Origin of the sequence: Pseudomonas graminis (assembly GCF_001705435.1) — a bacterium.
Lineage (GTDB): Bacteria > Pseudomonadota > Gammaproteobacteria > Pseudomonadales > Pseudomonadaceae > Aquipseudomonas > Aquipseudomonas graminis_B.
The window spans coordinates 50757-73052 of the sequence record NZ_MDEN01000047.1; the positions used below are offsets into that span (position 1 = coordinate 50757).

The window sequence follows — 22296 nt, forward strand, 5'->3', positions numbered from 1 at the left end:
AATCCTGCCAACCACCCCAAACTGTTGATCCAGGCGCACGCGACTGTTGATCCACTGTTTCCCCAGCGACACTTGCCCTCATCAAATCAAACCCAAAAAAAATCCCCGCAGTCGGACCACTGCGGGGATTTCTCTGTTGCTCTGCTGTCAGCTTGAAGCTTCAGACTTGCGGCTTGAAGCTGGCACTCAATTCCTGAACATCGCACCGGTCTGGATGATGTTGTTCGAGCCCAGCAACTGGCTCACGTAACGGCTCCAGCGGGTGATGTTGGCCGGGCCGACAAACACCACGTCCTGGGCGGCCAGCTCGAAGCCTTTCGCCAGCGCGTAACTGGTCGGCTTCTTCGCGGCCAGGTGATAGACCGTCGCGCCGTGGGTGGCGTCTTGTGCACGAATCACATACACCGCATCGCCATCGGCTGCGTCAGGGCTCAGGCCGCCAGAGGTGCCAAGCGCTTCCAGCAAGGTCACGCTGGTGGTGCTGAAGGAGATCACCTGCGGGCGCTGAACTTCGCCCAGCACGTAGATCTTGTTCTTCGAATTGCTGTTGAGGTGCAGGTAGTCGCCGTCTTTCAGGAAGATCTTGCTGATCTGCGAATCCTTGCGGTTGAGCGAGTCCACGTCGATCACGTAATCCTTGCCATCGCGACGCAGGGTCAGGCCGGCAAGGTTGGCGTCGGTCGAATCAAGACCGGCCTGGCTGATGGCCTGAACCAGGCTCAGCGGAATGTTGGTAATCGGTTGCGGGCCAGCCGATTTGAAGGCACCCGAGAGCAGGACGCGCTGACTGTTGTAACGCAGCACTTTGACGTCGACTTTCACTTCGGTGTACTGCGGCGCCAGCCCCATGCGCAGTTGATCGCGGATCTGCGAAACGGTCTTGCCGGCGGCCTGGATACGGCCCACGTACGGGAAGAACACGGTGCCGTCGTTCAGCACTTCGCGGCTGTTGGCGTCCAGTTGTTCCTGGGAGCCGGGCGCGGTCAGTTCAGGGTGTTCGAACACCGTCACCAGCAAGGCGTCGCCCGGGCCGACGACGTATTCAGGCGTCTTGTAGTTCAGCAGTTCCGGGGGCAGCGGTTTGGCCGCTGCGTCCGCCGTTTTCTGCTGCTGCGCAAGGGTGGCAGGGGTGATGTTGATCAGCGTGACCTGGGGACCGTCGGGGTCTTTCTCGGTGACATCGCTGTAAGACATGTACTGACCGGGGGCGAATGCGCAGCCTTGCAACACCAGACTGGAAAGCAGCACGACCGCTAACGTTACTTTCATATGAATGTTCCTTCTCATCCTACTAATAGGTGCGTACTGGCACCGCAGTGATTTCTTTGCATCCCTTACTTACACCGAACATCGGATCACATTCGCTCATGCACCCGTGCACCTCCCGCCAAGCTTACTAGCCCTTGGCCATGTTTGTGGTTATTGGCAGATTTTCTTTTAGAAGGCGTTCTTGTTGACGAAGCCTTTGAAGAGCGTCAGCAGGATGATTTTCAGGTCCAGCCAGACCGACCAGTGCTCGATGTACTGCAGGTCGAATTCAACGCGTTTCTGCATCTTGTCCAGCGTGTCGGTTTCGCCGCGCCAGCCGTTGATCTGTGCCCAGCCGGTGATGCCCGGCTTGACCTTGTGCCGCAGCATGTAACCCGACACCTGTTTGCGGTACTGCTCGTTGTGCGCCACGGCGTGGGGGCGCGGGCCGACGATGGACATCTCGCCGCGCAGCACATTGAAGAACTGCGGCAGCTCGTCCAGCGAAGTGCGCCGCAGGAACGCGCCCAGCGGCGTGATGCGACTGTCGTTGCGCGTGGCCTGGGTCACCACCGAGCCGTTTTCCTGCACGCTCATGCTGCGGAATTTCCAGACCATGATCGGCCGACCGTCCAGCCCGTAACGGCGTTGACGGAACAGCACCGGGCCGGGGGAGGTGAGCTTGATCGCCAGGGCAATCAGGATCAGCGGCAGGGCGATCATGGTCAGGATGATGCTCGACAGCACGATGTCTTCCAGCCGCTTGACCACGCTCCAGGCGCCGTCCATGGGCGAGTCGAAAATGCTGATGCTGGGCAGGCCGTTGATGCTCTCGCTGCGGGCGTGCAGCAACTCGAACATGAAAACGTCCGGGATCACGTAGACCGACGCGGTGGTGTCGCTCAAGCCTTTGATCAGTGCCTGCAAACGTTCCTGTGCACCGAGTTCAAGGGTGATGTAGACCTTGTCGATTTTGCCGTCGCGGGCGTCCTGGATCAGTTGATCCAGATCGCCCAGCACCGGAATGCGCCGGCCAATGCGCGCCAGGTCGATCTGCTGCGGCGCTTCGTCATAAAAGCCCAGCAAGTTCAGGCCCATCCAGGGCGCGCGCTCGATGGACATCGCCAGGCGCTCGCCGCAATGGCCGGTGCCGACGATCGCCACGCGCCGGGTATTGAAACCCTGGGCGCGCAAACTGTGCAGCACGCTGCGGATCGCCAGACGGTAGCCACACAGCGTTACCAGCACGGCGGCAAACCAGGCCATCTGGCTGTTGTCGGCCAGATGGTCGGGCTGTAACAGCAGGTAGTCGACGAACAGCAGCAGCACGAAGGCCAGGCCCCAGTAATTGGCGACCTTCAGCAGCTCGCGCACGATGCGCTCGCCCCGCCACGAGCCGTACAGCTGGTGATATTCAGCCAGCCAGTGGAAAGCCACCGCCGCCAGCAGAATCTGCATCCAGGCTTCGGCGCTCATCGGCGTGCCGGCGAGCAGGTTGATGCCATAACCGCCGACCGCGATGACCGCCAGATCGAGCAGCCGGTGAGCGACGGACAGCGACGATGAATGGGCATGCAGGATGCCCCGTAATGGAGTGCGCATATTCTGTGCTCGCTCAGACGGATTTGATCGGAACAACGCGGGCGGAGAGGTCGCTGCTGACCAGCGTCGGCGCGCTCAGGATCGGCCGGGTGTGTGCTGGCTGGCGGCTCTGACGGGCAGCGGTCAGGCGGGCCTCGACGAACTGGCGCATTTCCTGCTCGAAGCGGGCTTCGCTGAAGCGCTCGGCGTTGCTCCGGCAGGCTTGCGCGGTGATGCGTGAACCGTTGATCTCGAACGTCTCGATGGCGGCCATCAGCGACGCCACGCTCTGCTCCGGGTAGAGCACGCCGGTGGGCTGCGGGTGATCCAGGCCGCAGACCGTTTCCACCACGCCCCCCTTGGCGAACGCGATGACCGGCGTGCCGCAGGCCTGGGCTTCCACCGGGCTGATGCCGAAATCCTCTTCGGCGGCAAACACGAACGCCTTGGCGTTGCTCATGTGCTCCTGCAACACCGCGAACGGCTGATAACCCAGCAGCGTAACGTTCGGCGCGTTGGCCGCAGCGGCCTTGGCCTTGTCCATTTCCGGACCGTCGCCGATCACCACCAGCCGCTTGTTCGGCATGGCCGCGAAGGCTTCGATGATCATCGGCATGCGCTTGTACGGGACCATGCGCGAGGCGGTGAAGTAGTAATCCTGCTTCTGTTCCTGCAGCGCGAATCCGCGGGTGTCCACGGGCGGGTAGATCACCGTGGATTCGCGACGGTAGGCCTTGGTGATGCGCGCGCCAATGAAGTGCGAGTTGGCGATGAAGTCATCGACGCCGGCGGCGGTGCGCTGATCCCACATGCGCATGTAATGCAGGATCATCCGCGCCACTTTGCCCTTCAGGCCGGTGCTCAGGTTCGCCTCTTTGAGGTACTGATGCTGCAGGTCCCAGGCGTAGCGGATCGGCGAGTGCACGTAGCTGACGTGCAACTGGTCCGGGCCGCACAACACGCCTTTGGCCACGGCGTGGCTGCTGCTGATGATCAGGTCGTAACCGGACAGGTCCAGTTGCTCGATGGCCATCGGCATCAGCGGCAGATAGCGCTGGTATTTGGTCTTGGCCTTGGGCAGGCGCTGGATGAACGTGGTTGTCGCGACCTTGCCGCCCAATTGGGCGCGGTCCTGGTCGCTGAGGAAATCGATGACGGAGAACAGGTCCGCCTCGGGCCAGATGTTGATCAGCGATGCCAAAACCCTTTCGGCACCGGCGTACGTCACCAACCAGTCGTGGACGATTGCAATTTTCATTGGAATTCTCTGCATTAACGGCCGAAGGACGCCCGGCACGTCGAGCGAAGCTCGCGAGGGCGGTCCCACAACCTTTCCATGTTCGCAGGCGCTAAATCAGACGCTCACAGGCTGCGTCTTGGCGTTGCGGTTATTGAGGCGTTTTCCGAGCTGGATGAAAGGGTGTTCGATGTAGCGAAAGCACAGATGGGCGGCGCCCAGGGTCAGCACCGTCGCGACCAGCGCCACCAGCAGGCCCGGTGCGTCGGCCCCGCGCAGCAGAAACTCGCTGAGCATGCCCATCGACGGGTGCAGCAGGTACAGCGAATAACTCACTGCGCCCAGCCAGACCAGCGCCGGGTGGTTCAGACGCACACTGCGGGTCAGCAGCACGAAGCTGACGATGGCGACGGCGTAGGTGAAGCAGTAACGGCCCCAGGTTTCGCCGGTGCCCATGTCCTTGCTGTAAGCCATGATCAGCGTCGGCGGCAGCAGCACGGCGAAGGCCACGAACAGCATGTTCAGGTTTCGCGTCAGCGCCGCGCTGTGTTCGGCCAGCAACCACTGGCGCCACACCGAGCCGAAGAACATCAGCGACAACGCCAGGGGCAGCGCCACCGGCAGTTTGTGTTCGGTCAGTGCGCGGGCAATGCCCATTGCCAGCGCGGCGAGCAGAAACACCAGCGAACAGCGCGCCCGGAATGCCAGGTCGTACAGCTTGCCGGCGATGAACAGCGCCAAACACAGCCCGTAGAACACCAGTTCGATGAACAGCGTCCAGTACAGGCCGACCACGTCGTCGAAGCCCAGTGCCGCTTGCACCATGGTCAGGTTGGCGACGATCTGCGGCCAGGACGGCAGCGGCGCGCCGGTCAACTGAAGCATGAGCACAAACAACACCAGCGACAGCCAGTAGGCCGGGTACAAACGCATGAAGCGTGAGATCAGAAAGCGTCGGGCGCCGTCGGGCACCGGCTTGAGGCTGTAGGGAATCACTACGCCGCTGATCATGAAAAACCACAGCACCCCCAATTTGCCGGGGTCGATCAGGTAATCCAGCGCCCAGACGTGACCGATCACCGGTGCGTACAAATGGGTGAAGACCACCATCAAGGCAGCGATGCCGCGCAACGCGTCGAGGTAGGCAAGGCGTTTCATGGCAGTGCCTCAGAGCTTGCTGGAAGATTCACGACCCAAGGCATCGCTGCCCTGGCTGCTGCGCCGGTCTCTGGCCGGACTCAGCAGCGCGTCGATGCGTTGGGAAACCTGGCGCGCCGATTCTTCCCAGGAGAACCGCGCCACGTTGTTCAGTCCGCGTCGGCGCAGCGACAGCCGCAACGGCATGTCAGTCAGAATGCGCTCCATGGCGGCGGCCATGTGCTCAATGTCCAGCGGGTCGAAATACAGCGCGCTGGCCTGCAGCACTTCAGGAATCGACGCCGCGTTCGCCGCCAGCACCGGGCAACCGCACGCCTGGGCTTCCAGGGGCGGAATGCCGAAGCCTTCATACAGCGACGGAAACACAAAGGCCGTTGCGCCCTGATACTGGCTGATCAGCTCGTCGTCGCTCAGGCGCCCCAGAAAGCGGATGCGTGGGTCACGGCTGGCCAGGCGTTGCAGGTTGTCGTCGCTGAAGATCCCGCTGGCGCCACCGACGATGCGCAATTGCAGATCATCGTGACCGCGCAGCAGGAGGAACGCCTGAATCATCCGGCTGAAATTCTTGTGCGCGCTGGGCGAAGACACCGCCAGCAGGTAGTCCTGTTGCTCTTTAAGGGGCGGGCCCGGTTGAAACGCACCGCTGACGGCGTTGGGCACCACGAAGATTTTCTTCTCCGGGAATCTGTAGAACTGCGAGATTTCGCCCTTGGAGAAGGCGCTCACCGTCAGCAGCGATTTGATCCGGGACAGCATGATCGGCGTCATGGTCCGGTACAGCATTCGGAACGTGCGGGTGTAGCTTTCCGGGTGACGCACATAGGTGACGTCGTGGTGGGTCGCGATCTGGTTGCGGTAAAACAGCGGCGCGGTGCTGCATAGGGAAATCAGCAGCGGGTTGCCCTGACGGCGCAGGTACAGCGGCAGGTCCAGTTGTTCCCACAGGTGGCCGCGGTGGCTGCCGATGCATTGCACGTCGAGGGCCTTGGCGCTCTCGTGCATCTGAATGCCGTGGGGCGCAACGAACACCACGTCGTCGCGCAGCTGCTTGAGGGCCAGGCAGATCTGTTCGGCGAAGCGTTGAACGCCACGCAATTCCTGGGTCAGGAAACGTGCATTGATCACAATCATTGTGGTCGACCTGTAGAAGAGATAAAGGGGTCGTGCGCAGAGCCGTCAGCGCCCTGGATGAAGGGGCGCCCAAAAGAAGGGCCGAAATAAAAAAGGCAGAAATCAGGGCAAGGCAAACAGTGCCGGGCGTGTGCCCAGGCTTATTATTTTCGGGAAGTCATCAATCGGCACTTGCGCCGAGCAACGCCCGTCGTTGCAGTTCCACGGGATACCGCTGTCGACCAGCCCGCGTTGCGGCTGGCGGGTGTCGATGTATTGCACGTTGCCGCGCAACACGCTGCTGGCGTCCACCTTGATCGATCGCGGCAGCCCGGCGGTCCAGGCGACCATGATCTGTTCCGAACCCCGGGCGAACCGCAGCAGGTATTGCGAGTCGATTTCCCGACTCTTTTCAGCGTCGTAGCGGAATTGATGCAGCGTCGGGCTGATGGCCTTCAGCGTCAGGTACGCCTGCTTGACGCTCAGGTCCTGATTCAGCAGACCGAAGTTCTGCTCCGGGTCAGTGCCGTCGGGGCCATCGTTGAGCAGGCCGTTCCACCACATGCCCTTGATGTTGGGCATCGTCTGCGCCAGGAAGAAACTGCGCGCCAGAAACGCCGCCTGAATCTTCTCGTCACCGCCGCAGCGGCCGTCATTACTGGGCCAGCCTATTTCAGTGAGGTACAGCGGCACCGGCTCTTTGTTGCGGTTCTTTTCCGTCAGGTCCTCGCTGATCCGCCGCAGCCAGGCAATCCAGTTTTCCGGGGTGTTGCGCTCATCCGAACGGCAATACACATAGGGATGAAGCGACAGCCCGTCGACATGGTTGAGCACCCCCGATTCCACCAGCCGATCGGCAAACCCCAGGTCCATGCCCTGGCTCGTCACCGCGCCGGCCAGGATCACCATCGGCCGCTGATTGGCACGAATGCGCTTGGCGGTCTGTTCGATGAGGAGGCTGTAGTCTTCGGCGAACCCAGGATCGACCGGGTTTTCCTTGTCCCACTCATTCCAGATCTCGTAGAAGTCCACGCTGTCGGTGAGCTGGCGAGTGACGAAGCTGGCGTAGTTGCCGTAAGCATCGCGCATCGAGGGTTTACGCGGTTTGGCGTAGTTCTCGTAAAACGGGTTGCCGTAGCCCAGCACCAACAGCGGTCGCAGGCGGTTTTCCTGGGCGGTGCTCAGGAATGACTGCCACGAAGGCTCAATCTTCAATAACCCTCGTCGGGGCTCGGCGCTGGACCAATAGGCATCGTCGCGCACCGAGTCGACACCCGCCGCTTTGAGCAGCTGCAGCGCGCGGCCGGAGGTGCCGGGTTTGTTCATCAAGTGCGTGTCGACGCCGATGATGAACGCTTCGTCAGCCCGCGTGGCGCAACTGATCAACAAGCCCAGCAACAGGACGGCCGAGGGTCGTCGTAACCGGGTCAGGTATGGGATGAGCATGGCTTGTCTCAGTGAAGAGGCACGGTCCGGAGCACTTGCTCAGGTAGGTCTCGGGCCGTCGGCGTTAGTGTCGGCATCACGTGCAGGCATGCCGCTGTGTTCAGACCGGGTGGGGCAGCGTGTCCCGGTTTGGCTGGGCAATGTCGTCCAGCAGCGTCTGGGCAAAAATGCTTTGGTAACTGTCGAGCATCAACTCAAGGTTCAGTAATGACGCCACGCTGACCCGCGCTTGACCGCTCAGGCGCGCCAGCAATTCCGGGTTCTGGTGCAAACGCAACATCGCCTGGCCCAGTGAGTCGGGGTCCTGCGGGTCGCACAGCAAGCCGTTGAGCGGGTCCTGAATGATCTCCGGCAAACCGCCCATGCGGCTGGCAATCACCGGCACCGAGTGGGCGCAGGCCTCGACGGCGACCATGCCGAACGGCTCGTTCCACAGTGACGGCACCACGGCGACGTCGATCTGGCGGTAGAACGCTTCAGGCGTCTGGTAACCGACGAAGCTGATCTTCGACGAATTCGCCAGCGCCTTGAAGGTGGCTTCGTCATCCGTCTGGCCACGCCCGGCGATCTGCAGCGTGGCGTCGAAGGGCAATCGCTGAAACTGCTCAATCAGCCAGGCCACGCCTTTCTGATGGGACAGCGTGCCCATGTAGCCGAAGCGCAACGGCGCTTTTTTCGTCGCCTGGTCCGCTTGCCGCCGCTGATGGGGCGGGGTGGTGGGCGGCGTGAACGGGCTGGCGTTGTGCACCACGTACGGGCTGGCGGCGCTGAAATAACCGCGCTGCTGCAGCTTTTCCAGAATGAAGCGGCTGACACCGACCACCGCCGCGACCTGGGCCGAGCGCGCGTCGTGGCCCTTGCGGAAAGTCTGGCAGCTGCCACATTGCTCCTGGCAGCACTGGCCGCGTTTGAACATGTTGCTGCTCGGGCACATCAGGTACATGTCATGCAGCACCTGCACGATCGGCAGTTTTGCTGCAGTGATCTCGTCCCAGACCGACACCGACCAGCCGGCCAGGTTGTGGCAGACCACCAGTTGCGGCTGCTCGTTGCCGATGACGTGTTTCACGTAGCGGCGCATTGCGCCGTTGTAGCGATCCCGCAAATGCCAGCCCAGGCGCGCCAGACGGCCAGGCCGTTGTGCGCCGAAATGCCAGTAGAAATTACGCAGGCCGGCCCGGTAGACCTTGACGCCGTTCACCGCTTCAACGCTCAAGCCCGCGTCGGGGCCGGTCACCAGCACGCTGACTTCACAGCCGCGCTGCTGCAGGCCTTCGACGGTACGCTGAAGAATGATTTCCGCGCCGCCTCCAATGTGAGGGGCATACAGGCTGCTGATGAACAGTATTTTCATAATGGATACGACTGATTCAGACCCAGTACCCCGGACTCACCGTCGCGGATGGCTTGTTCGATCAGGCCGAGGCGCTCCTCGGCACCGCGCCGCTTGGCGATCAGCCGCAGCAGGCGGAAGAACACCCAGCGGTTGAGGCCGTACAGCAGCGACGAATTGGCCCAGATGTTTTTGTCGAACCAGGCCTGGTTGCGTGCGCCGTAGTAGGCGCGCAAGTCCGAGCCCCCCAGCAGGAAGCTCTCGTAAATGTTGTTGGTGCGCGCCTTGATGTTCCACGAGCTTTCCAGGTCGTCGAGCAAGGCGTCCGGCACCAGAAAGATCCGGCCGCCACCGGCGGTGATGCGAAAGGTGTATTCGCTGTCGTCGGCGTACAGCATCAACGCGTCCAGCGGCAGGCCGATGCGGCGATACAGATTGCGGTGGGCAAGCAGGCCGCCGTACGTGGCGAACGGCAACTGCACCATGGGCAGTTTGCGGTGCGGGCTTTGCGGCGCGCCCCACGGCAGTCGGCGCCAGATCTTGTACGGCAGCTGCGCGATGTGAAAACCGAAGAAGCTCGAGCGACGCTGAATGGCGAAGCGGTTCGGCACGCCGGCGGCGATGTCCGCCTGATGGGTTGGACGAAAGCCCAGCACGGCGGCCTTGTCTTCGCCGTCGACGCGTTTACGTTCTTCGAGCACCTGATGCAGCGTGGCGATGGCGTTGATGGTCGGCGCGTTGTCATCGTCCATCAGCCAGATGTGCTCGGCACCGGCGTCCAGCGCGGCCTGGATTCCCACCGAATAGCCCCGCGCCGAACCGGTGTTCTCGTGCATGTAGATCACGCTGACCTGATTCGGCCAGGTGCGCCGCAGGGTGTCCAGCGGCGCGGTGGACGCGTTGCTGACGATGATCACGCGATCGATCAGCGGACTTTCCAGGGAGCGGCTGACCAGCGTGTGCAGGTAGTTGAAACGATCACCATAGGTGAGCGTCACCAGTGTGGTTTTCTGGGTCATGGCGAGTTCCGGGCGAAGGGGGGTCAAGAGGCTGAAAGCATCAGCCCCGTGGGAATCAGGATGTGTGGATCAGAGGTGCAAGAAGTTGAAGGGCAGTAAGGCTCGGTTCAAGCCTGGACTTGCATCCGCGACAGGCTGCTGACCGGCAGGCTGACCTTTTGCTCGCGTTGCAGCAGGTTAAGGAGAATCACCGCGCGTTCATCACCGTCGGCGGCGAGGAAGATCGCCTCGACGTCGTTGAAGCCCTCGGCGGTGATCCGCACCGTTTCACCTTCTTGAAAGGCGACCCTGCCCGGCGGCGCCAACGGCGCCAACAGACGCTGGCGGATTTGCTCGATCAACGCATCCTGCACCGGAACCGGCATGCCGCCGAAGGTGACGATGCGCGCCACGCCGCGGGTCGAGCGGATCGGGTACCAGTTGTCGCTGGCTTGATCCATGTGAATGAACAGGTAGCCGGGGAAGAGCTCTTCTTCGGCCGGCGCCCGTGAGCCGCGTTTTTTCTCGCCGTGCTTGACCGGGCGGTAGCACTCGAACTGCTGACGTTGCAGGTGCTCTGCCGCGCGTGCTTCCTGGCGGGGCTTGGTCTGGATGAGGTACCACCGCGCGGAGCCACAGGCGCTGTTGACGACTTCAGACATACATTTCACTCCACTGCGATCCGGTGCGACCCGGTCAGGACAACGTCAGGTTTTTGTGCCAGCCCGCGCATTATGCCCGGCCCGGCGCAGGATGGATGCTTGTCCAGCCCGTATTCGGTCAACATCTGCTGCACCTGCTCGACGCAGTTGAACATCAGCACATCAATGATCGACAGGTTGGCGACAAAAGGTTGCCGAAACTGCCGATACACCACCGGGTTCATCCGGAAGAACCGCACCAGCAAACCGTTGCGGGCGAAGTGATCACGGTCGTAGAGCACCGATCCGCCTTCCGGGGTGATGAACGTGGTGGCTTCAAACGTGTGAGCGATGCGGATGATGCGCTCCTGCTTGTCCGCAGCGCTACCCAGTATAAGGTCCGAGCTGCGCAGGATCGGCGTCACGATGTGTAGATAAGCACAGATTTCACGGATGGCGTGTTCGGCATACAGCGCGATGTTCTGCTGCGGAAAACGGATCAACCGCTCCAGCAGCGGCATGACCTGCGCGAAACAGGGCGCCTCGCGATAGCTCTCGGCGAGCAGATCAATCAGCCGCAGCGCTTCATCGCTGAAGTGGTTGCAGAGTTGACGTTGATTGATCTGCAGCTCAAAGCGGTCTTTCTGCAACGGGAAGCTGAGCAGCTTCGCTTCGCCGTTGTGCAGGATGCGGTTGCGATTGACCCAGCCGGACCGCACATACTGCAGATCGTCTCCCAGGACGAAGACGTCTGCGGCGGCAATGAGCTGAAAGTAACCCAGGTAGGGAAACAGATACGGCTGCATCACTGCAAGGGTCCTGGCCATGTGTGTCTCCTTGGCGTGCGTATCGATTTACTTGCGGACCGTGGTGTAGTCGTAACCGTAGGCGGCGCAGTCGTAGTCGGCGGTCGACGCCTTGCGCAGGACACCGTTGAAGATCGCCCCCTTGATCAGAATGCCGTTGTGCATCAAGCGGCGCTTGCACGCTTCGATTTCCTTGGCGGTGCTCAGGCCGAAGCGGGTCACCAGCAGGCAGGTGCCGGACTGGCGGCCGACCAGCGTGGCATCGGTCACGGCCAGAATCGGCGGGGTGTCGATGATCACCAGGTCGTACAGCGGCGACAGCTCGCTGATCATTTTGTTGAAGTTGTCGTGCATCAACAGCTCGGACGGGTTCGGCGCCGCGTAACCGCAGGAGATGAAGTCCAGGTTGCGCACTTCCGTGTGGTTGATGACTTCCTTGCTGCCCAGACGCGCGGCGAGGGTGTCCGACAAACCATGCTTGGGCGTCAGGTTGAACATCTTGTGCAGGTAGCCTTTGCGCATGTCGGCGTCGATCAGCAACACGCGTTTGCCGGTCTGCGCAATGATCACCGCCAGGTTGCTGGAGACGAACGACTTGCCCACGCCCGGCGTCGGGCTGGAAATCATCAGCACGTTGTTGCGGGCTTCAAGCATGGCGAAGTGCAGGCTGGTGCGCAGGCTGCGCAGTGCTTCGATCGCCAGTTCCGTCGGCGCGCTGACGCTCAGCAGGCGCGGCTCCTTGCTCGCCGAACGGCTCTGGGCGGCCTTCTCCATGCGTTCCTGCAGTCGCGAATACGGCAGCGATGCGTACACCGGCATGCCGAGGTTTTCGATGACTTCCGGGTTGTCCACACCGCGATAGAACGCCTGGCGCACAAACACGGTGGCAACGGCCAGCAGCAGACCGATCAGGGCGGCGACCAGCACGATGATTTTGCGCATCGGCTTGACCGGCTCTTCGACGTTGGCGTCGGCGTTGTCGATGATGCGGACGTTGCCAATGCTGCCCGCGCGCAGAATGTCCTGCTCCTGGCTCTTGTCCAGCAACAGGGTGTAGGTCTGCGAGGTGACCTGCATGTCCCGGTTCAGCCGCAGCAACTCTTGTTGCGTGGCCGGCAGGGCTTCGATCTTCTTCAGCAGCGCGGCTTTCTGCGATTCAACCTGGCCGATCTGCGTCATCAGGGCGCGGTAGGTCGGATGCTCCGGCGTGTACAGACGCTCGACGTCGACGCGCTTCATTTTCAGGTCTGACAGGGTGCCTTCCAGCTTGACCACCTGATCCAGAACGGACTTGGTTTCAACGCTCAGGTCAACCGACTTGGCGCCCATCTGGAAGTTGTTCAGCGCGATTTCCGACTGCTCCAGCTGCTTGCGCACGGCAGGCAGTTGCGAACGCAGGAACTCCAGACGCTGGGCGGCTTCGGCCGAACTGCGCTCGACGTTCTGACGCACATACAGGCGGCTGACTTCGTTGAGGATGCGTTTGGCCAGTGCCGGGTCGGGGTCTTGGATCGACAGATAGACGATCCCGGAGTCCTTGCCCGCTTCCATGATTTTCAGACGGTCCTGATAATCCAGCGCGGTGGTCAGGGTGCGTTGACGCGCCACGGTGAACTCGGTGCCCGGACGGGCATTGAGCGCCGCCACCTGGATTTTGATGCCGCTGCCTTCCACAGTCTGGCCGACCGGGCCACTGAGCAGCTTGTTGCGGTCTTCGTCATAGAGGGTAAAGGTGCCAGGCTTGCCCGCCACCATGGTCATCTTTTCACCCAGCAGCGCGTCCGGCACGTCCAGCTGGAACACGTCGATTTTCTCGCCACCCCAGGCGTAGCTATTCAAGCCGAACATTGGATCGGCCACTGCGCCTTCACGCTCCGGCTTGAACCGACGCGCCATGTAGCTGCCCAGCCCCGGGATGTATTTAGGCTTCTGCACGATGTACAGCTTGAGGTCATCGACGACCTTGCCCAGCACTGCGCGGGATTTGATCAGCTCGATTTCGGTGGTCGCCTGGGACACCGACAGCGGCTTGCTGGAAATTTCGGTGCGGCCTTCGATGCCGACTTTGCGCGGCTCGATCTGAATCATCGCGTTGGCCTGGAAGATCGGCGTGGCCAGAATGGCGTAGGTGGCGCCGAGCAGGACGCAGATGCCGACAATCGACGCAATCAATCCTTTGTGATCGAAAAGTGTGCGCAAGATAGTCGCCAAATCGATCCGGGAGTCCTGGACCTCGTCCAGAGAAGTACGGTTCATAGCGGTCATTTATCTTGGATCTCCTGACTGAAGATAAGGAAGCCAGTCGTCGACACAACGCGAAAGCTGCTCGTAGGTCTGTTCAAAGGCTAGTTTCGGGCGCCGGTAGGGGTCGGCGATTTCCAGCGCTTGTTGCCATTTGCCAATCAGAAACGTCTTGCCGCGTACCTCGGGGGCCAGCTTGAGGACGCTCTGGGTCTGACGATGCTCCATGACCAGGATCAGCTCAGCTTCGTGGAGCATCTGCCGATCGATCTGACGGCTTCGATGTTTGTGGGCGGGGACACCGTTGACGTGCAGCACGGCCTGAGCCAGCGGGTCGATGGTGGAACTGAGCATGGCGTGGGTCCCGGCCGACGAGATCTGGACGCGCGCGTTTGGCACCCGTTGTCGGAACATGGCTTCGGCCATGGGGCTGCGACAGATATTGCCGACGCAGACCACCAGGACGTTACTGAACATGACCTTTGCTGAGGGTCGTCATCAGTCTCTTGCTGATGTTTGCGGTGAAGTTCTGCCCAACGGCCAGGAGTGTCTGCATCTTGCGTTTGGGGGTAATCGCCGACAGCGAGTACTCGACCAGCTCCATCAGGAAATGCTCATACAGCTCTTGATGACCGAGCCGGTTGTAGTAGTTGGCCAGGGCGCCCGAGGTCTGCAGCGCCATGTGCAGCTTGCGTTTGTTGGAGCGCATGGAAAACACGCCGCCCGGGTGCAATCGGTACATGGCCGGCTTGACCTCGCCCATGAATTTGCCCTTGCCGTAGGCGCCGAGCAGCGACCACCAGACCAGATCATTGAGCGGCGCGGCGCGCAGCTCGGGGGGCAACGACTCGAACACGTTGCGGAACACCGTGGTCAGCGTCGACACCGGCCGCGCCTTCTGCAGCTCCAGCGCCGTGGCGTCCGCGCGCAGCTTGCCTTGCAGCTGGATCGGGTACTGGCCGCTGATGTCGAAGGGGATCGCGTCGTGGTAGGTCAGCACGTAATCCGGATTGTTCTCGAGAAAATCCACCTGGATCTGCAGCTTGCGCGGGTCCGTCCAGTAGTCGTCGCCTTCGCAATAGGCGATGTAACGGCCCCGCGCTTCGCCGAACAGACGCGGCACCGGCGGGTTGTTCTGCGAGTACTGATTTGTCTCGTGGTAGAAGGGGCGTATCAGCGTCGGGAAGCGTTTGACGTAATCGGCAATGATGCGGGCGGTGCCGTCCGTGGAGGCATCGTCGTTCACCAGGATTTCGAAGGCGAACGTGGTTTGCTGCATCAGAAAGCCTTCCAGCGTCTGCGCGACATAGGCCTCCTGGTTGTAGGCTGGGCAGACGATGCTGACCAGGGGCGCGGCGCACGGCGAGGCGCTCGTCTTATTGCTAGTAGCATCCATGGCTTGAGTACTCGGAGTTAAACACTGGGTTTGCTGAACAAAACGGAAATCTTCATCACCAGCGGCTTGTAGCTGGCGGCCACCATCAGCAGCGTGAGCAGGCCGCAGACGGCCAGACCCAGGAAGATGCTGATGCGGTTTTCATTGGCGATCAGGCGCAGCAGCGGCTCGGTGATCGCAAGGCCCACGCCGGTCATCACGCTGATGCGGATGATGTCGCGCAGCCATTGGCTGTGAATCCCCGGGGCCAGACGCTGGTGCACGATCACAGGCCAGATGGCGAAGGACACGACGCGCAACACGAACCAGGCGATCGCCGCGCCGTAAGCGCCGTAGCCGCGAATCGCCAGAAACATCACCGGCACCGTGATCAGCGCTGAAACAACGCTGTACCAGACGTGCAGGTGCATGCGCCCATAGGCGTATTGCAGGTAAAACTGGAACGCGCTGACCGCCATGATGGCGCTGCCCAGCGAGTACCACGGCAGAATCGTCCGGCTCCAGTCGGCGGCAGGCCGGTCGCCCGACCAGGCAAACACCATCTCGTCGGCGTGCAGCGCGATCAGTGCCGCGAGGGGAAACAGGAACGTGCACACAAACCGGTTGGCCGCGAGATACAGCTGGTGCATGTCGTCCCGGCGCCCTTCAGCCATCAACACGGTGAGGCGCGGCAGCAGCGTCTGCGCCAGCGGGTTGGAGAGCATCATGATCCCGGTGGTGATCAACGCCACCAGCGAGAAGTAACCGTATTCATTGAGCGGCAGCAGCTCGGAGAGCAACACTTTGTCGATCTGGGTGAGCACGATCCACAGCACCGCAGTGCCGGACATGCTGGCCGCGAACGGGATGATCGGCTTGACCAGCTCCCAGTCGAAACCGGTCAGCGCCGACGGCGTCGGCATCTGCTGATAGGCACGGCCCGCGAAGATCAACGCTTCGATCAAGCCCACCAGCGCCTGGAATTCGAAGAAGTGCACCGGGTCGTTGGAAATCGTGCTCACCAGCAGCAGGCCGCCGAAGTAGCGCAGCGTGGCGATCATCACGTTGGCGATGTTCAGCCATGCATGCTGTTCAAGGCCTTGAATCCCGCTTTTGTACAGCGTTGAAAACAAGCGCAGGGCGATGACGATTCCCATCAGCCCGATGCACTGCATCAGCGTCTCAGTCGTCAGTTCCTGGGCATTGAGCCAGTGCACCGCGATCCATCCGCTGCCGGCATACATCGCCACGCAGCAGAGGCCCGCCAGTGGCAGGAAGATGATCTCGAACGAACGCAGCAGGCGCCCGGTGTAGCGATCCAGTCCATCGCTGCCCTGACGATGGGCCACCGCCCTGACCAGACTCGGCGACATCCCTGCGTCCAGCAATTGCAGCCAGGCCTGCAGCACCGAGAAGAATCCGATCAGCCCGTATGCCTCGGCGCCCATGTGGCCGAGGTAGAACGGCATGATCAGGATACCCACGAGCAGCGTGTAGGCCTGGCCTGCATAGCTCAACGCAGTGTTGCGTATGACTGAGCGCTTGGTTGACATCGAAAGTCCTTCCGGCGTAACGGGATGAATGGCGCGGCGGGGTTACATGACCTTCGCGAGGGACGGCACACGGTACGGCGAGTGGGCGGCGCTGGTTTCGGCGATCACCGTGTTGATCACGCGATCCTGATCGTCGTGCAGCAGGCCCGGGTAAATCGGCAGGCAAAGCACGCGCTCGCTCAAGGAACGCGAAGCGGTTTGTGCCGCTTGCGGCTGCAGGTACTCGAGGGTGTCCAGGGACGGGTAGAAGTAACGGCGCGGGTTGATCCCGTTGGTGTTCAGCGCCGAACGCAAACGCAGCAGTTGTTGTTCGTCGCGCAGGGCGATCGGGTAATAGCTGTGGTTGAGTTCGCTGTTGCTTTCCGGCCGCTGCAGGTCGACGTAATCCCCCAGGCGGGTGGTGTAGCGGTCAGCGATTTCAGCGCGTTCCTGAAGAATGTTCTCGATGTCGTCGAGAATGCACAGGCCCATCGCGGCGGAGAATTCGTTGAGCTTGGCGTTGATGCCGATCCCGTCGATCTTGTCGACGTCGGCGATGCCGAAGTTGCACAGCAGGTGAGCACGGCGCGCGGTTTCGTCATCGTTGGTGATGATCGCGCCGCCTTCGATGGTGTGAAACAACTTGGTGGCGTGAAAGCTCAGCGTGCTGATGTCACCCCAATTGAGCACCGACTGGCCGGCGTGGCGTACGGCGAAGGCATGGGCGCCGTCGTACACGACTTTCAGATTGCGCCGACGGGCGATCTCTTCGATGCGCTCAACCGCGCACGGGTTGCCGAACACATGGGTGCCGACAATGGCGGTGGTGTCGGAGACGATGCGGCTTTCGATGTGCTCGGGCGAAATGTTCCAGGTCTGGGCGTCGATGTCGGCGAAGATCGGGCGAATGCCTTCCCACTGCAACGAACTGCTGGTGGCCACGAAGCTGAACGGCGTGGTCACGGCGCTGCCGCTCAGGCCCAGCGCGCGGTAGGCGACTTGCAGGGCCAGGGTGCCGTTGTTGGTGAGGATGACGTGTTTGACGCCCAGATAATCTTTCAGGCGTTGTTCGAGCTCGCACACCAGCGGCCCGTGGTTGGTCAGCCAGCCGCGTGCATAAATGCCCTCGACGTATCCTTTGAACTTGTCGATATCGCCCAGGTAGGTCTTGGTGACGTTGATCATCGAATTCTCCATTTCAGATGCACAGCTTTTAAAAGGCTTTCCGGACCGTGATGCGGTGGCGCCGGTGTGGCGCCGGGCCATCAACGCCAGGTTCGAGCGAAATCAGCTGGGGGTGGAGGCCGGCGGCGGGTTACCTGCCTTGGTGCTCATCCGCCGGGCGCGGCCCTGATTGATTTTCAGGATCAATCGGGTGGCCAGGCTGCCTGCATGGGGATCGCCGAAGTGGAAGAGCGCGGTGGCGCGCTTCACGTCTGGCCGGCAGGCCTGGTTGGCGTGCAGGCTCCGATAACCCCAGAAGAAATAAACGCTGCCCGGCTCCAGGCGCAGGACGTACGGCTTGAGCCAGTTGCGCTGCATGCCTTTGATGATCCAGCTGCGGGAGATCTTGTTCTGCAGCAGGGCTTTCTCGATCACGTTGAACACCACCCATGAGCGCACCCGGCGGATGTTCGGAAACAGCATCAGATCGCCGCGTCCTTCTCCTTCACTGGGAATGAACACCGGGATCAGTGCAGTCACCAGGCTGGCGTCGTAATGAAAGCTGTTGGACTCGCGCTTGCCCTGGTTGCCCTGCACGCAGCGCAGCACCGGAAAGATGCGGTCACTGGCGGCGTCGCGGCGGGCCGCATGGTGATAGAGGCGACCCAGCAGTGTCTTGAAGCGCGGGTCGGACCAGTAGCTCGCCAGCAGGCTTTCGCTCAGGGCCGCCTCACCGTGGTAGGCAAAGTATTCGCCCTGGTGTTTCTGCGCCTGTTCGTCAGTCCAGGCCCGCAACTGCTGCAGGTCCGTGTCAGGCACGGCCGCGTTCAGTTTTGCAAAGCCGTTGGTATCGATTTCGTCAGCCAGTCGCTGAACCAGCTGCTCATCCATGTCGAAAGATAGAGGCATTGCATCAGGCCCTCGTAGGGAGTGAGGAGTGCAGGGGAGGGGAGAGCATTACGCTTCAGGCACGCTACCGCCCGAATCTGCAGATCCTGCCGTTGTATTCATTAATATGTGCATTCAAACGGTTGCTTCATACATCACTGGCTGACTAAACCGTTGGGCAAAGCTACCGCCCCACCGAGCATATTCAGTAATTCGGAAAAGCTTTCTTTAAACCAAAAACTGCCCACCGGCGCTGATTTCACACCGTTGGAATCGTTAATTTCATGGGCAGTCGCAGAGTAATTAAGTCGGAATGCTCTCGGCGCACGGCTCTAAGGTCGCGCTGCAAAAACGGGAAAACATTGGACATGCGTATATATCGACGGAGGCGGACTTTCTGTCAAATTATTTCGCCATCATTCTGTTAATTTTTTGATCAGCGGGCGATCAGGCTCTCTAAGTTATTGATTTTACTGACAGTCAATAAAACATCACTGCCCTGTCCTGGTGCGCGACGCTTTTTAGGCGCTCGCCAAGACCGCCGCTTTGACAACCAGAAATGACAGGGAAGACGTATTTCCAACGTCAGAACTTGGGCGCGGACCGGGGGCAACGGTTTTATGGCGCTCGATTTTTGAATGGCGCATTCAGTGGTCATTATGCGTCGAGTTAACTAACCACCTGAGTTTCAATTGCCCCATCAACTGATCACGGCGGTGTTGCAGTTTTATACAAAGAACAGTGTTGGGTTATATATAAATCAATGTGGCTGAGTGGGTGACAGGCCCGAAGATTACGCAGGTGCTCGATGCCGTTGTCCGAGCGCTCGTTGGGTGGATGCGGCGCTGCGGTTGCTCAGCCTTGATCGCTGCTCCATTATCCGGGTCTGCGATGCAAACAATTCGGGTCACCAGGAGATTCAATGAATACGCAGTCGAAAACCACTGGAGTGGCGATGCAACGCCTTGCGCAAGCGCGCGCCCTGATGAGCCGTGAAGGCATCGACGCCTGGCTGGTGCCGTCGGCCGACCCTCATCTCTCTGAATATCTGCCGGGTTACTGGCAAGGGCGGCAGTGGCTGTCCGGCTTCCACGGCTCCGTCGGCACTTTGATCATCACCCAGGACTTCGCCGGTGTCTGGGCTGACAGTCGTTATTGGGAGCAGGCGAGCAAGGAGCTGGCAGGCAGCGGCATCGAGCTGGTCAAACTGCAGCCGGGTCAGACCGGCCCACTTGACTGGCTCGCCGAGCAAGCCAGGACGGATTCCGTCGTCGCAGTGGATGGCGCGGTATTGGCCGTGGCGTCGTCGCGTACGCTGGCTGCGAATCTGTACGAGAAAGGCGCACGGCTGCGCACGGACCTCGACCCCTTGACTGAACTGTGGGATGACCGGCCTGCGTTGCCGGCTCAGGCTGTTTATGAGCACTCAACGCCCCACGCTGGCGAAACCCGTGCCGACAAACTCACTCGACTGCGCGCAGTGATGGCCGAGCGTGGCACGGACTGGCATTTCATCGCCACGCTGGACGACATCGCCTGGCTGTTTAACCTGCGCGGGGCCGATGTCTCCTACAACCCGGTGTTCATTTCTTTCGCCCTGATCGGCCCGAACAGTGTCAACCTGTTTGTCGCGTCAGAGAAAGTCGACGCCGCGCTACGCAGTACCCTCGAACAGGAGGGCATCACCCTGCATGAATACACGCGCATCGGCAGCGCGCTGCGCAACGTGCCTAAAGATGCGAAGCTGCTGGTCGATCCGGCACGCGTCACCTGTGGCCTGCTTGATTATCTCGACAGCGAAGTGACGCTGGTCGAAGGCCTCAACCCGACCACGCTGTTCAAATCGCAGAAAAGCGCCGCCGACACCCGGCATATCCGCCAGGCGATGGAGCAGGATGGCGCAGCGCTGTGCGAATTCTTCGCCTGGCTGGATTCAGCGCTGGGCAAAGAGCCCGTCAGCGAACTGACTATTGACGAGAAACTCAGCGCGGCGCGGGCCCGTCGGCCGGGCTATGTGTCCCAGAGCTTCGCCACCATCGCCGGCTTTAACGGCAACGGGGCCATGCCTCATTACCGCGCCACCGAAGAAGAGCACGCGCAAATCGAAGGTGACGGCTTGCTGCTGATCGATTCCGGCGGCCAATACCTGGGCGGCACGACCGACATCACCCGCATGGTGCCCGTGGGCACGCCGACGGCTGAGCAGAAGCGTGACTGCACGCGTGTCCTGAAGGGCGTCATCGCGCTGTCCCGCGCGCACTTCCCCCGGGGCATTCTTTCGCCATTGCTTGACTCAATTGCTCGCGCGCCGATCTGGGCCGACGGCGTCAACTATGGCCACGGCACCGGTCACGGCGTCGGCTATTTCCTTAACGTGCACGAAGGCCCGCAGGTCATTGCCTATCAGGCTGCTGCCACGCCGCAGACCGCAATGCAGCCGGGGATGATTACGTCGATCGAGCCAGGTACGTATCGGCCGGGACAGTGGGGCGTCCGTATTGAAAACCTGGTGATTAACCAAGAGGCGGGCAAGACCGAGTTCGGCGAGTTTCTCAAGTTCGAGACCCTCACGCTGTGCCCGATAGACACGCGCTGCCTTGAAATCGGTTTGCTCACGCATGAGGAGCATGAATGGCTTAATGAATACCACGCTCAAGTCAGACAGCGCCTCACTCCATTAGTGGAGGGCGCCGCGTTGGCCTGGCTGAACGGTCGTACTCAAGCGGTCTGATGCCGCTGCCACCGTTGCGTAGGCGGTGGCATCACTTACGGGCCTGCGCCTGGCGTTCTCTATCTATATAGACGCCTTTCAAACGCCGCGGGTCGTCAGATGCTGGTATGCCGGTGGCCGACTAGGGATTCGTCGGTTTTTTGCACACGATGATCATGCTGCGACTGGTGTACCCCGCAGGATTGAGACCGAGCGGGTAGCCTCCAGTGTCTTCGGCGCCGTCACCGGATTTGGCGATCACCCGGTACTGCTTGGACACGCAGGAGTTGGTCGCCATGTCATAGCACTGCTCCCATGAGGACGAAAGCCCCGAGCAGTTGATATGAATCCCGCGTTTGCCCATGACCGGTTTAGACGTCGCTGCGCAACCAGCGACAGCCAATGCTGCCAGTGCCATCAAAAAGTACTTCATTCATATCCTTACCTGACCGGCACATTGCGGTCAGTGACTATCCAGAATTCGCATGCCGCCGCCGACCTTCACGTCCATGTGGGGCAGGGGCACCATGTTGAGGCGCACGGGCTAAACATCGCTCAATAGTGAGACAAATGCCAGTGACATCGTGTATCGCGTCGATGGCAGTGCTGTAGCTCGCGATTCGGAGCCGCATGCGCAGCGGGTCACGAGGCTCGCGCTCCTTATAAGACCCCACGGCTAACGGTCTGTTAAGCAGCAAAGGCGCCAAATATCAGTGATTGCGATATAAGTTCAAATAAGTGCTTGACGCCCCTCTGGATCTGTCTATAATTCGCCCCACTTCCGGCGCAGACGAAACGGAAAACTCCTTGATAATCAAAGAGTTGGAC

18 protein-coding genes are annotated in these 22296 nt (G+C 61.0%); 1 reads left to right on the plus strand and 17 read right to left on the minus strand.

Going from position 1 to position 22296, the window contains the following annotated elements:
• Positions 1–186: 186 nt before the first annotated feature.
• The 16 genes from BBI10_RS01490 to BBI10_RS01565 form a co-directional block, all read right to left on the minus strand.
• Entirely contained in the window at positions 187–1269 is a 1083-nt protein-coding gene (locus BBI10_RS01490) for a polysaccharide biosynthesis/export family protein (protein ID WP_065986247.1), read from the minus strand.
• A 168-nt stretch (positions 1270–1437) separates the two neighbouring features.
• On the minus strand, positions 1438–2850 hold the full coding sequence (locus BBI10_RS01495) for an undecaprenyl-phosphate glucose phosphotransferase (RefSeq protein ID WP_065986248.1): 1413 nt from the start codon (positions 2848–2850) through the stop codon (positions 1438–1440).
• Between the two features lie 13 nt (positions 2851–2863).
• Positions 2864–4087, minus strand: coding sequence for a glycosyltransferase family 4 protein (locus BBI10_RS01500; RefSeq protein WP_065986249.1), 1224 nt, complete (start codon positions 4085–4087; stop codon positions 2864–2866).
• A 96-nt stretch (positions 4088–4183) separates the two neighbouring features.
• A complete protein-coding gene (locus BBI10_RS01505; protein ID WP_065986250.1) occupies positions 4184–5224 on the minus strand; it encodes an acyltransferase family protein in 1041 nt (346 codons plus the stop codon).
• 9 nt (positions 5225–5233) lie between these two features.
• Positions 5234–6355 carry a glycosyltransferase family 4 protein gene (locus BBI10_RS01510; RefSeq protein WP_065986251.1) on the minus strand — a complete coding sequence of 374 codons (1122 nt, stop codon included), beginning with the start codon at positions 6353–6355 and terminating at the stop codon, positions 5234–5236.
• A 102-nt stretch (positions 6356–6457) separates the two neighbouring features.
• On the minus strand, positions 6458–7780 hold the full coding sequence (locus BBI10_RS01515) for a hypothetical protein (protein WP_065986252.1): 1323 nt from the start codon (positions 7778–7780) through the stop codon (positions 6458–6460).
• Positions 7781–7880: 100 nt separating this feature from the next.
• Complete coding sequence (locus BBI10_RS01520) at positions 7881–9134, minus strand: glycosyltransferase family 4 protein (protein ID WP_065986253.1); 1254 nt, start codon at positions 9132–9134, stop codon at positions 7881–7883.
• Positions 9131–10132: a glycosyltransferase gene (locus BBI10_RS01525; RefSeq protein ID WP_065986254.1), complete on the minus strand. Its 1002-nt coding sequence runs from the start codon at positions 10130–10132 to the stop codon at positions 9131–9133. Before BBI10_RS01525 ends, BBI10_RS01520 begins: the two co-directional genes overlap by 4 nt.
• Positions 10133–10239: 107 nt before the next feature.
• Positions 10240–10773: a transcription/translation regulatory transformer protein RfaH gene (gene rfaH / locus BBI10_RS01530; RefSeq protein WP_065986255.1), complete on the minus strand. Its 534-nt coding sequence runs from the start codon at positions 10771–10773 to the stop codon at positions 10240–10242.
• Between the two features lie 5 nt (positions 10774–10778).
• Positions 10779–11579 (minus strand): WbqC family protein, encoded by an 801-nt coding sequence (locus tag BBI10_RS01535; protein ID WP_083232978.1) that lies wholly within the window; start codon positions 11577–11579, stop codon positions 10779–10781.
• A gap of 27 nt (positions 11580–11606) precedes the next feature.
• The gene (locus tag BBI10_RS01540) at positions 11607–13823 is read right to left on the minus strand and encodes a polysaccharide biosynthesis tyrosine autokinase (protein WP_065986256.1); all 2217 of its coding nucleotides are present in this window, start codon (positions 13821–13823) and stop codon (positions 11607–11609) included.
• The gene (locus BBI10_RS01545; protein WP_065986257.1) at positions 13824–14276 is read right to left on the minus strand and encodes a low molecular weight protein-tyrosine-phosphatase; all 453 of its coding nucleotides are present in this window, start codon (positions 14274–14276) and stop codon (positions 13824–13826) included.
• Positions 14266–15195 carry a glycosyltransferase family 2 protein gene (locus BBI10_RS01550; protein ID WP_065986258.1) on the minus strand — a complete coding sequence of 310 codons (930 nt, stop codon included), beginning with the start codon at positions 15193–15195 and terminating at the stop codon, positions 14266–14268. The genes BBI10_RS01545 and BBI10_RS01550 overlap by 11 nt, the downstream gene beginning before the upstream one ends.
• A 17-nt stretch (positions 15196–15212) precedes the next feature.
• Positions 15213–16727 (minus strand): lipopolysaccharide biosynthesis protein, encoded by a 1515-nt coding sequence (locus tag BBI10_RS01555; RefSeq protein ID WP_065986259.1) that lies wholly within the window; start codon positions 16725–16727, stop codon positions 15213–15215.
• Between the two features lie 42 nt (positions 16728–16769).
• Entirely contained in the window at positions 16770–17891 is a 1122-nt protein-coding gene (locus BBI10_RS01560; protein WP_065986260.1) for a DegT/DnrJ/EryC1/StrS family aminotransferase, read from the minus strand.
• Between the two features lie 102 nt (positions 17892–17993).
• Positions 17994–18779, minus strand: coding sequence for a hypothetical protein (locus BBI10_RS01565; protein WP_192134832.1), 786 nt, complete (start codon positions 18777–18779; stop codon positions 17994–17996).
• Positions 18780–19680: 901 nt separating this feature from the next.
• On the opposite strand from BBI10_RS01565, the gene BBI10_RS01570 reads away from it, so the two are divergent.
• The gene (locus tag BBI10_RS01570; protein ID WP_065986262.1) at positions 19681–21489 is read left to right on the plus strand and encodes an aminopeptidase P family protein; all 1809 of its coding nucleotides are present in this window, start codon (positions 19681–19683) and stop codon (positions 21487–21489) included.
• A 121-nt stretch (positions 21490–21610) separates the two neighbouring features.
• Here the strand turns inward: BBI10_RS01570 and BBI10_RS01575 are convergent, their stop codons facing one another.
• Positions 21611–21901 carry a hypothetical protein gene (locus BBI10_RS01575; protein WP_065986263.1) on the minus strand — a complete coding sequence of 97 codons (291 nt, stop codon included), beginning with the start codon at positions 21899–21901 and terminating at the stop codon, positions 21611–21613.
• Positions 21902–22296 lie beyond the last annotated feature (395 nt).

Excerpts from the sequence above, each read along its gene's own strand:
- BBI10_RS01490 (WP_065986247.1), bottom strand. The coding sequence starts at position 1,269 with ATGAAAGTAACGTTAGCGGTCGTGCTGCTTTCCAGTCTGGTGTTGCAA.
- BBI10_RS01495 (WP_065986248.1), bottom strand. The coding sequence starts at position 2,850 with ATGCGCACTCCATTACGGGGCATCCTGCATGCCCATTCATCGTCGCTG.
- BBI10_RS01500 (WP_065986249.1), bottom strand. The coding sequence starts at position 4,087 with ATGAAAATTGCAATCGTCCACGACTGGTTGGTGACGTACGCCGGTGCC.
- BBI10_RS01505 (WP_065986250.1), bottom strand. The coding sequence starts at position 5,224 with ATGAAACGCCTTGCCTACCTCGACGCGTTGCGCGGCATCGCTGCCTTG.
- BBI10_RS01510 (WP_065986251.1), bottom strand. The coding sequence starts at position 6,355 with ATGATTGTGATCAATGCACGTTTCCTGACCCAGGAATTGCGTGGCGTT.
- BBI10_RS01515 (WP_065986252.1), bottom strand. The coding sequence starts at position 7,780 with ATGCTCATCCCATACCTGACCCGGTTACGACGACCCTCGGCCGTCCTG.
- BBI10_RS01520 (WP_065986253.1), bottom strand. The coding sequence starts at position 9,134 with ATGAAAATACTGTTCATCAGCAGCCTGTATGCCCCTCACATTGGAGGC.
- BBI10_RS01525 (WP_065986254.1), bottom strand. The coding sequence starts at position 10,132 with ATGACCCAGAAAACCACACTGGTGACGCTCACCTATGGTGATCGTTTC.
- rfaH (WP_065986255.1), bottom strand. The coding sequence starts at position 10,773 with ATGTCTGAAGTCGTCAACAGCGCCTGTGGCTCCGCGCGGTGGTACCTC.
- BBI10_RS01535 (WP_083232978.1), bottom strand. The coding sequence starts at position 11,579 with ATGGCCAGGACCCTTGCAGTGATGCAGCCGTATCTGTTTCCCTACCTG.
- BBI10_RS01540 (WP_065986256.1), bottom strand. The coding sequence starts at position 13,823 with ATGACCGCTATGAACCGTACTTCTCTGGACGAGGTCCAGGACTCCCGG.
- BBI10_RS01545 (WP_065986257.1), bottom strand. The coding sequence starts at position 14,276 with ATGTTCAGTAACGTCCTGGTGGTCTGCGTCGGCAATATCTGTCGCAGC.
- BBI10_RS01550 (WP_065986258.1), bottom strand. The coding sequence starts at position 15,195 with ATGGATGCTACTAGCAATAAGACGAGCGCCTCGCCGTGCGCCGCGCCC.
- BBI10_RS01555 (WP_065986259.1), bottom strand. The coding sequence starts at position 16,727 with ATGTCAACCAAGCGCTCAGTCATACGCAACACTGCGTTGAGCTATGCA.
- BBI10_RS01560 (WP_065986260.1), bottom strand. The coding sequence starts at position 17,891 with ATGATCAACGTCACCAAGACCTACCTGGGCGATATCGACAAGTTCAAA.
- BBI10_RS01565 (WP_192134832.1), bottom strand. The coding sequence starts at position 18,779 with ATGCCTCTATCTTTCGACATGGATGAGCAGCTGGTTCAGCGACTGGCT.
- BBI10_RS01570 (WP_065986262.1), top strand. The coding sequence starts at position 19,681 with ATGAATACGCAGTCGAAAACCACTGGAGTGGCGATGCAACGCCTTGCG.
- BBI10_RS01575 (WP_065986263.1), bottom strand. The coding sequence starts at position 21,901 with ATGAAGTACTTTTTGATGGCACTGGCAGCATTGGCTGTCGCTGGTTGC.